The sequence below is a fragment of the Salidesulfovibrio brasiliensis JCM 12178 genome (assembly GCF_001311825.1).
GTDB lineage: Bacteria > Desulfobacterota > Desulfovibrionia > Desulfovibrionales > Desulfovibrionaceae > Pseudodesulfovibrio > Pseudodesulfovibrio brasiliensis.
The window spans coordinates 1-8,834 of sequence record NZ_BBCB01000105.1; the positions used below are offsets into that span (position 1 = coordinate 1).

8 protein-coding genes and 1 pseudogene are annotated in these 8,834 nt (G+C 59.1%); 4 read left to right on the forward strand and 5 right to left on the reverse strand.

Features of this window, described 5'->3' with window-relative positions:
• From JCM12178_RS15780 to JCM12178_RS15790, 3 genes are all read right to left on the reverse strand, one after another.
• A partial coding sequence (locus JCM12178_RS15780) for an alanine dehydrogenase (RefSeq protein ID WP_369404545.1) occupies positions 1 to 464 on the reverse strand: 464 nt, incomplete at its 3' end.
• Between the two features lie 48 nt (positions 465 to 512).
• The gene (locus JCM12178_RS15785) at positions 513 to 998 is read right to left on the reverse strand and encodes an Lrp/AsnC family transcriptional regulator (RefSeq protein ID WP_054652787.1); all 486 of its coding nucleotides are present in this window, start codon (positions 996 to 998) and stop codon (positions 513 to 515) included.
• Positions 999 to 1,285: 287 nt separating this feature from the next.
• The gene (locus JCM12178_RS15790) at positions 1,286 to 1,798 is read right to left on the reverse strand and encodes a hypothetical protein (RefSeq protein ID WP_054652789.1); all 513 of its coding nucleotides are present in this window, start codon (positions 1,796 to 1,798) and stop codon (positions 1,286 to 1,288) included.
• Between JCM12178_RS15790 and JCM12178_RS15795 the strand changes: the two genes are divergently transcribed.
• The gene (locus tag JCM12178_RS15795; RefSeq protein WP_054652791.1) at positions 1,797 to 3,578 is read left to right on the forward strand and encodes a hypothetical protein; all 1,782 of its coding nucleotides are present in this window, start codon (positions 1,797 to 1,799) and stop codon (positions 3,576 to 3,578) included. The genes JCM12178_RS15790 and JCM12178_RS15795 overlap by 2 nt on opposite strands.
• 12 nt (positions 3,579 to 3,590) lie before the next feature.
• Positions 3,591 to 4,400, forward strand: a complete 810-nt coding sequence (locus JCM12178_RS15800; RefSeq protein ID WP_054652793.1) for a hypothetical protein — start codon at positions 3,591 to 3,593, stop codon at positions 4,398 to 4,400.
• Positions 4,401 to 4,475: 75 nt separating this feature from the next.
• Here JCM12178_RS15800 and JCM12178_RS18480 read toward each other — a convergent pair.
• Both JCM12178_RS18480 and JCM12178_RS18485 read right to left on the reverse strand, forming a co-directional pair.
• Positions 4,476 to 4,993 (reverse strand): annotated as a pseudogene (locus JCM12178_RS18480) (rhodanese-like domain-containing protein).
• Between the two features lie 2 nt (positions 4,994 to 4,995).
• Positions 4,996 to 5,481 (reverse strand): MauE/DoxX family redox-associated membrane protein, encoded by a 486-nt coding sequence (locus JCM12178_RS18485; protein WP_054652795.1) that lies wholly within the window; start codon positions 5,479 to 5,481, stop codon positions 4,996 to 4,998.
• Positions 5,482 to 5,790: 309 nt separating this feature from the next.
• Between JCM12178_RS18485 and JCM12178_RS15815 the strand changes: the two genes are divergently transcribed.
• Positions 5,791 to 6,381 carry a helix-turn-helix domain-containing protein gene (locus tag JCM12178_RS15815; protein ID WP_054652797.1) on the forward strand — a complete coding sequence of 197 codons (591 nt, stop codon included), beginning with the start codon at positions 5,791 to 5,793 and terminating at the stop codon, positions 6,379 to 6,381.
• 144 nt (positions 6,382 to 6,525) lie between these two features.
• On the forward strand, positions 6,526 to 8,406 hold the full coding sequence (gene htpG / locus JCM12178_RS15820; protein WP_054652799.1) for a molecular chaperone HtpG: 1,881 nt from the start codon (positions 6,526 to 6,528) through the stop codon (positions 8,404 to 8,406).
• Positions 8,407 to 8,834 lie beyond the last annotated feature (428 nt).

Genomic DNA, 8,834 nt, shown 5'->3' on the forward strand with positions numbered 1-8,834 from the left:
CCGCGGCCGCCCTGGCTCTTTTCGAGGTGGTGGGCGCCGACCTGGGTGGCCATGCGTCCGGCCACTTCGGACATGGGGGTGAGCAGCGGCAGGGAGCCGTCAGTGAGCTGGACGGTTTCGTAGGCGACGCCGGTGGTGCCTGCGTCGAGCAGTGCGTGGGTCAGGGATTCTGCTGCAGCGAGGTGCAGGTAGGTGAAGAGGAGCTGGTCTTTGCGGAGAAACTTGTACTCGCTTTCGAGCGGCTCTTTGACCTTGATGACCATTTCGGCGCCCCAGGCATCTTCGGCGGACACCATTTTCGCGCCGGCGGCCACGAATTCTTCGTCGGTAAGACCGCTGCCCACGCCTGCTCCGGCTTCGACGAGCACTTCATTGCCCTGACGAACGAGGGATTCGACGCCGCCGGGGGTCATGGACACACGATTCTCAAGCGTTTTGATTTCCTTGGGAATACCGATGATCATTGCAATTTCTCCTTCTTGAGTAGACTCAGTTCCGCTCCGGTCGTCCAGTTAGTCCGCCTCGAAAAGACGGGTGACCGCTTCAGGGAGAAGCAGCCATTTGCGACGGGATTTCATCACCACAAACGATTCGCTGGAGCCGATACCGCCGAGCTGGGAGAGATCCTTGTCCAGAAAGTCGTAGAGGTCGGCCGTGCTTTCGGTGCAGACGATCTCGACGATGAGGTCGTAGCGTCCGGTGACAACGGCACACCAGTTTACGCGATCCAGATTGGCGATCTGTTCCAGCTTTTCATCCAGCAGTTTGTGGCTCTGCAGCGTTATTCCCACGAGCGCCACGGTGAGGCCCTTGGTGCGCATGGGGTTTACCAGCCCGGCCACTTTCATGGCTCCGGCGCTGATAAGGTTCTTCATTCGCGAACGAACCGTGGGCGGGGTCACGCCCAGTCGTTCGGTCAGCTTGCCTACCTGCGACTGACCATCTTCGGTCAGCGCGGATACGAGACGTTTATCGAGACTATCGAGATTCTTTTTCATTTTTTGCGTCAGACATTTGTTTTTTGTTGTATGGAAAGTTTGCCTGATGATTTTCTAGCAATAGGAAAAGAAAACTGTCAATTCCAATTTGCAAAGAAAGGGTAATCAGGCTGTTTTTTATGTGACCCCGTCGTGACGTGATAATGTCGCCGGAACGCATTGACCGGCACACATCAATGTGCCAAGGCATACATAATGGTCCATATCCATTTTCCGTGGGCCACCCGTTTTCGCCTGTCGCGCCCGGCGCGGGCACATACCCATACAACCCCAAGGGGGTCATCATGTCAGCGAGACTCTGGTTCGGCCGCACCGTGCTGGTTGCGGTCATGTTTTTGTGCGCTTCGTCTCCGGCCCTTGCGGCCGAAGGGGCCGGGGATACTGCTGCGGCCGCAGCCGCGATTATCTTCAAGTATCTCATTGTGGTGACGATCTTCGAGTCCGTGTACAGCGCCATTTTCCAATGGACGTGGTTCATCAAGAAGGGAGAGAAAAAGGGCCTGAAGACGCCGGTCAAGGTGTTGTTGGGGTGGCTTGCGGTCGTGGCCTATCCGGCAATCAACATCATGGAGGAACTCTCCGTCGACATTTTCGGAGCCACGCCCGGAAGCGGTGACGAATGGGTCGGCCAGCTCGTCACCGCCCTGCTCATCGCAGGCGGCAGCAGCGGCATGTTCGACATCCTGAACAAGATCGGCTTCCGCGACCGCGAAGAGGTGCAGCGCAAAATCGACCGGGTTTTGGGCAATCACGATCAGGACGGTGACGGCGGTCAGCAGCACGGTCAGGGAGCTAGCCATGCAACTCTCACTGATACTGTTCGCCATCCGGGCCAGCGTGAAGCTCGGCACGGCCGCGCGCAAGGCGTATGTGGAGGACACCCGCGACAGGGACCTGATTCTTCCGCCGCTCAAAACGGATCTGGACATACCGGTGGGCGATGCCCGCAACTTCTTCCTGATTCACGAAGAATACCTTGACCCGCAACGGGGCCTGCACGCCAACCCGGCCCGCATCAGGGCGCTGCTTGACGATTTCAACGGCGGCGACTGGGATGAGGAGAAAGAAGCCGAACTCATCAAGCTCTACAAAGAGTGCCGTTCGACAGAATACCTCAGAACACACGGCAGCGAGTGGACCGAAGGCGGCCCCCTGACGGATGAGGAAATCGAGGGACTGCTTGCCCTCGGCACATGGACGCGCGAAGGACAGAGTCCGGTCTGGTGGAAAACCATCGGCGAGGCGCTTTTCGACGTCGGGCTGGACTACGCCATGAACGACCCCAACATCTGCAACCCGGAGACCTCCTCCGGCAAGGCCCTCTCCACCTTCTTCGCCAGCCTTCAGGAGCTCGACCTCACCGAGGCGGAGCTTGAAAACGTCCCGTCGTTCATGCTGACCACCACGCTGGACATCCTCAGCTCCCACCCCGGCGTCATCACCGGAGGCAAGCGCGGTCAGGCGCTGCTTGCGGCCACCACCAAAACACTCGGGAAAGACATCGCCAAGCGACTCGGGCAGGACGGCGACACCGAGACCCGGGAATGGTGCGAACTCGTCTTTCAGAGCCTGCTGACCTCCGGCGGAAGACTGGCCGTCTCCGACCCGGGCGCGTACCTCGGCATCCATGGCGAGCACAGCGAAGCCATGACAGAAGCGATTGGCGGCGCGCTGCTGGACGTGGTTCTGGAATCTGACGATCAACTGAACCTCAAGGGCATCTTCGACCTGCCCGCGCTTGAGGCCGTTTCCGATGCCGCCCTGCTGGCAGTTGCCAAACACCCGGACATGATCGCCGCCGATGCAGGCAAGGGCGTGCGCGGCCTTATCACCGACATGGCCAGAGACATCGCCGCCATGGACGCCCTGTTCTGCCGGGAGGCCGGGCCGGAGATCATCCGACTGACGCTGGAAAACACGGCGGACAACCTTGAACACCTCTGGCCGGACGTCAACGAACCGCAACAGCACCTGCTCTGTCAGGCGGCCAAAAAGACCCTCTCCATCCTCGGGAAAGCCCCGGCCGGAGACGCTGCGTGGAAACTGGAGTTTTCCCGGGACGACGCGGTGGACGTGGTGGCCCACGTGTTTACCGAAATAAAGGCCAATCCGGCATGGATCACCGGCGACAGTGACATCCTCAACGATGTGCTGCCCGTGGCGCTGGACGAAGTGCTTGCGGTCATCCGGGCCCGCGGCGGCAAGGAGACAACCAGAGAGGCGGCCAGAAGCATCTTGAAGGCGACGCTTACTTCGGCCCTGACCCGAGCGGAGCTCATCGGACACTCGGAATACGAGGGCGAGATGAGACCCTTCATCGTGGCCTGCGTCGACCTTGCGCTTGCCGCCGCCTTCCAGAGCGGCGACCGTAAAGTCAAATACAGACTGGCGAGGCTGGAGGGGTTGAAGACGCTTGTTGCGGTCGTGCTCTCTGCTGCGGAAGAGGGGAACCTCGGCATGGACGAGGCAGCCCGGACTGCCGCACTGCAGAAGCTGGAGATCGCCCTCGGCAAGGTTGTCGACGACGTGGAGAACGGCCGGGGCATCGACTGGAACGCCCTTGAACAAAGCTTGAGCTAACGGGGGATCAGCATGAACAACGCAACTATCCGCAACACGGCTCGCACCCTGTGCATCCTGTTGACAATACTGATGCTCTCCGGCTGCGCGACCTACCACCTCCGCAACGCCCAGAACGCCTTCCGGGACGGAGCGGTAGAAGAATGGAAGGCCCTGAACGGACAGCAGGAGACCGGGACCGTCTACGACCTCGCCGTGGGCGACAAGGAGCCGCTGGCCAACTACCGTTACGCACTTGACGAGTTGGACGGATTGCTGAAAGAGGACCGTGCATCGCTGGAAAACGACGGACTGCTCGGCACCGCTCTTACCCTCCAGACGCTGTGCCTCTGGAAGCTTGGCGACGAAGAACGCCGAGGTGAAGCCGCCAAAGCGGCCAAGGCCGCCGGACTCACACCCGAGCAGATCATTCTTGTGGACCTGTCGAAGCCTCTGGCAAAGGCCGACCGAATGTATGATCTTTACAAAGCCGCTCCGCGAATCATCGGCTTCGAGGACTACTTGACCATCAAGGGCGAGCTGTATGGCTCCAAAGGGGTGGACCAAATGCTAAAGGCCGCCTTGAACGGACCGGTCGTGAAGAAGAACGAAGTCCTCAAACGAACCATCCTCATATACCGGCTGACGGTTGCGGCCAACTATTGCAGGGCCTTCGGCATCCTTGCGGACGACCACAGGAAGGATGAACTCGCCTACTTCAAGCAGGTTGGAAAAGACAGTCACGAGCCGCTTATGGACTTGAAGTCCCTGACCGGCCCAGACAGCCCGGTCTTCATGCGAATGCGCTCCCTGCTCAACAGCGCCTGCACCTGCAATTACTAACCACGACTTAAGCCGAACAAAAAGGCCCCGTCCGTTGCCGGACGGGGCCTTTGAAGTCTGTTGGGGAAGATTGGACTACTTGCCGGTTGCAACCGGGTAGCCCGCGCCCTTCCAGGCAAAGATGCCGCCGGGCAGGCGCTTGACGTTGGTGTAGCGAGGTTCTTGGCCCAGACCGCACCGTTGTGGGAGCGGGTGCACTTCACAAAACCGCAGTAAACAACAATGAGCTTGTCCTTGTCCGGACCGAGCAGCTTTTCATAGTCTGCCTTGGACTTGCCTGCGGTTTCCTCGGCGTTCCATGCGTTCATGTCCGGAATGGGGAACAGGAACTGGACAGCATCGGGAATGTGGTTCTTTTCATAGCTGGACTCCAGCGGCATGGTGTCCACGATGACCATGGGCTCGCCTGCGTCCTGCAGCTTCTTGAGTTCATCCACGGTGATGACGTCGTAATCGCCGCGCTGGACTTCACGCACCAGCTTCACCGCGCCCTGCTCCTTGGCCACTTCCTGCTCGAACTTGTCGCCGCCGATGCAGCCGCTGACCATGACAACGGCCACCAGCACACACAGCACGGACAAAACGGATTTCATTTTCATCGCCTCTTTCCTCCGAAAGGTTTCAGGATAACGGAAAGCGGGCGCGGCGGCTCGTTCATGGCCATCCACCGCCAAAGCAGCAGGATGCATCCTCCGAGCATGAAGAGGTCCTTGACAATGGCCCCTCTCATGCCGTGATAAGCCTCCCCTTCCGGATCGCCGGGGCCGAAGCAGCCGCAGTCGGCGTCGAGCCCGAGATGAATGCCGTAGGCAAGCACCGCGATGAAGAGGACAAGCTGCGCAATGATAAGCTCCAGCGCCCACCGAATGTTGAAAATGAGACCGATTCCGGAAACGATTTCGAGCACGGGCAGGGCATAGGCCAGCGGCAGGTCCAGCCAGCCGGGAGTCAACCCGTAGCCGTCAATGACCATCGCGAACCCCCTCGGGTCCTGCAACTTCAAAAACCCGGCAACCGCAAACACGATCCCCACGGACACCCGTACCGCCAACACAAGCGGCCTGCTCAACAACACGTTCATTTCATTCGATCCTTTTCAACACACTATTTCCATTTCACTTCCCTATACGAGGCCCATGGACGAATCCAATAGTTACATGAAATGCGTGCAAGCACTTATCATAGCTTTTGTCGATAAGAAACAGCCAGTCGCCTTTTCGAGACATTTTCTAGAAAAAAAGCAAGCATTTCAACAACAACTCGACAGTTTGCCACAACACCAACATTACTTACGTCAAATCAAACTGTTAGATGAACAGAACCCCTTGATTCCGGCTTTGTTTTCCAGTACTCCAATAATAACCAACAACCATTCGAGGGGGAATGTTCCATGACCGGCAAGAAACTCTTGTCCGTGGCAGAAATCGCGCGTGGACTGGAAATACCGGAATCCACCGTGCATTACTGGAAAAACCGGTTCGCGCAGCATCTTCCGAGTGTGGGCAAAGGGCGGCAGAAGCGCTTCAAGCCCGAGGCCGTGGAGGTGTTCGGCACCATCTCCCGGATGCTCAAGGAAGGACACACCGCCCGCGACGTCATGGATAGCCTCAGCCAGAGCTACCCCCTGCAGGCCAACGCACTTGCCGAAGCCGACACCCAAGGGTCGCCCGTGCAGCAGTACGGCATGGAAACCGCCGTCAAAATGGCCGCGGCCATGGGCTCCGAACTGGCCCGGTCCATCAGCGAAGGCATCAAGAGCGCCCTCGGCACGCCCGAAGGCACCGCTGCCCTGCCCGAAGAAATCACCCAGGCCACCGAGCGCATCGCCAGCAACACCGCCGAGCTTGAAATGCTTCGCACCGAAAACGAAGCCCTGAAGGAAAAGATGTCCATCATGGAAGCGGAAATGGTCCGTCTGAGAAAGGATCGCCGCGAGATGGAAAAGTACCTTCTTGACAAGATCAAAAGCGTGACTACCTAGATTCTCCGAATATAACGGCAGTCTTACCAGCTGCCATTGCCACGGATAGCGACGGCCTTTCCCCGTGAATCCGTGTTCCCCGCCGAAGCACCGCCCCCGTGTTTCGGCGGGGCATTTCTCATGCACCCAAGGAGGACTCAGATCATGGGCAGAAAAACCACACACAAGTTCAAGGCTGAAATCAACCAGCTTCTCGACATCCTTGTTCACTCCCTCTACACCAACAAGGAAATCTTTCTCCGGGAGCTCGTCTCCAACGCCTCGGACGCCCTCGACAAATACCGCTTCCTCACCCAAAGCGGACAGGTCGAGGCCGACGAGACCCCGCTTGAAATCCGCGTCACCACAGACAGCGACGCCGGGACCGTCACCGTCACCGACACCGGCATCGGCATGACCCGCGACGAGGTCATGAAAAACATCGGCACCATCGCCCACTCCGGCACCGCCGAAATCACCCGGCTCGCTCAGGAAGGCAAGGAGTCCCTCGACGCCCTCATCGGCCGCTTCGGCGTCGGATTCTACTCCGCCTACATGGTCGCCGACGAAGTCACCGTCACCACCCGCTCCGCAGACCCCGAAGCAAAACCCGTCGAATGGACCTCCGACGGACGCAACGACTACAAACTGCGAGAGCTCGACGAAGACCTCCCCCGAGGCACCACCGTCACCCTGAAACTCAAGGAAGACCTCGCCTCCCAGTTCGCAAACGACGCGCACCTCGAAGCCGTGGTCAAAAAACACTCCAACTTCATCTCCCACCCCGTCTTCGTGGGCGACACACGCGTCAACACCGTCCCGGCCCTCTGGCGCGAACCCAAGTTCCAGATCAAACCGGAACAATACAAGGAATTCTACACCTTCCTCACCCACGACGACGCCGACCCGCTCGAAACCATACACGTCTCCGTGGACGCGCCCGTTCAATACAACGCCCTGCTCTTCATCCCCCCCAAGGATGACGACATGTTCGGCTTCTCCCAAGACAACCGCGGCCTCGACCTCTACGTCCGCCGCGTGCTCATCCAGCACCAGAACAAGGACCTGCTGCCCGAATACCTCGCCTTCGCCAAAGGCGTCGTGGATACCGAAGACCTGCCCCTGAACATCTCCCGCGAGACCCTTCAGGACAACGTCCTCATCCGCAAAATCAGCTCCAACCTCGTCAAGCAGGTCTACACCGCGCTGGAAAAAATGGCCGACGACAAGGAAAAGTACGCCAAGTTCTGGAAAGAACACGGCAAGCTCTTCCGCGCCGGCTACATGGACTTCATCCACAAAGACCGCTTCGTCGAACTGCTCCGCTTCAACTCCTCCGACTGCGAAGACGCCGAAGGACTCGTCTCCCTCGCCGAATACGCAGCCCGCCTCAAAGAAGGCCAGAAGGAAATCTACTACGCCTACGGACCCAGCCGCGAAGCACTCTCCCTCAGCCCGCACCTCGAAATCTTCCGCAAGAAAAACGTGGAAGTGCTCTACCTCTACGAACCCATCGACGAGTTCGTCATGGACGCCATCCGCGAATACGGCGACTACAAACTCGTGGCCGCGGAACACGCCGACCTCTCCAACATCGAAGGCGGCGAAGAAAACACCGACAAGCCCGAAGAACTCGCCGAAGAACAAAAAGCAACCCTCGACTCCCTGCTCGAACGCATCAAGGAAGTCCTCGGCGATGCCGTCACCGAAGTGCGCGTCACCACACGCCTCTCCGACAGCCCGGCCTGCCTCGCCAACCCCGACGGAGCCATGACCAGCAGCATGGACAAAGTCATGCGCTCCATCCACAAAGACACCAGCATCCCGACCAAAGTCATGGAAATCAACCCGGATCACCCCCTGACCCGGAACCTCATCGATATCTTTGAAACCGACCAGAACGACCCCTTCGTCGAACAGGCCGCACGCCAACTCTACGAATCCGCCCTGCTCCTCGAAGGCTACCTCGACGACCCCCACGCCCTCGTCGGACGCATCCAGTCCCTGCTCACACAAGCCAGCGGCTGGTACAAAGGCGCAAAATAACACGGGTTACAGAACAACAATGATCTACAACAGGGTCGGCACACATGTGCGACCCTGTTTGTTTTTGTATGATGGTGCCTCCGGCGGGCAGGGCGCTGCCCTGCACCCGGCAAAGGGCCGAGGGCCCTCTGCACTCCCCGGTTTGTCCCTTGCGGATGACGACGCCTGAACAGCTGTCCCCTCACCCGGAACACCGCCCGGCGTCGACATCCGCAAGGAACGGGGTACGCCCCAATGCCACATGGCTTCTTGACAACCTTCCGTTGTCGCACACTTTTCCACTAAGCAGAGAAACCCTCCACCCCCGTCGCGGACGATTGGGGATGCCGACGCGATGTTCCGGCAAACCATCTGACCCCGCTGCATCTCCAATCGTCCGCGACAACACAGGGATTCCAAAGGGCCCCCAGGCCCTTTTGGTCTTCCCC

Coding starts and splice junctions, on each gene's coding strand:
- JCM12178_RS15785 (WP_054652787.1), bottom strand. CDS start 998: ATGAAAAAGAATCTCGATAGTCTCGATAAACGTCTCGTATCCGCGCTG.
- JCM12178_RS15795 (WP_054652791.1), top strand. CDS start 1,797: ATGCAACTCTCACTGATACTGTTCGCCATCCGGGCCAGCGTGAAGCTC.
- JCM12178_RS15790 (WP_054652789.1), bottom strand. CDS start 1,798: ATGGCTAGCTCCCTGACCGTGCTGCTGACCGCCGTCACCGTCCTGATC.
- JCM12178_RS15800 (WP_054652793.1), top strand. CDS start 3,591: ATGAACAACGCAACTATCCGCAACACGGCTCGCACCCTGTGCATCCTG.
- JCM12178_RS18485 (WP_054652795.1), bottom strand. CDS start 5,481: ATGAACGTGTTGTTGAGCAGGCCGCTTGTGTTGGCGGTACGGGTGTCC.
- JCM12178_RS15815 (WP_054652797.1), top strand. CDS start 5,791: ATGACCGGCAAGAAACTCTTGTCCGTGGCAGAAATCGCGCGTGGACTG.
- htpG (WP_054652799.1), top strand. CDS start 6,526: ATGGGCAGAAAAACCACACACAAGTTCAAGGCTGAAATCAACCAGCTT.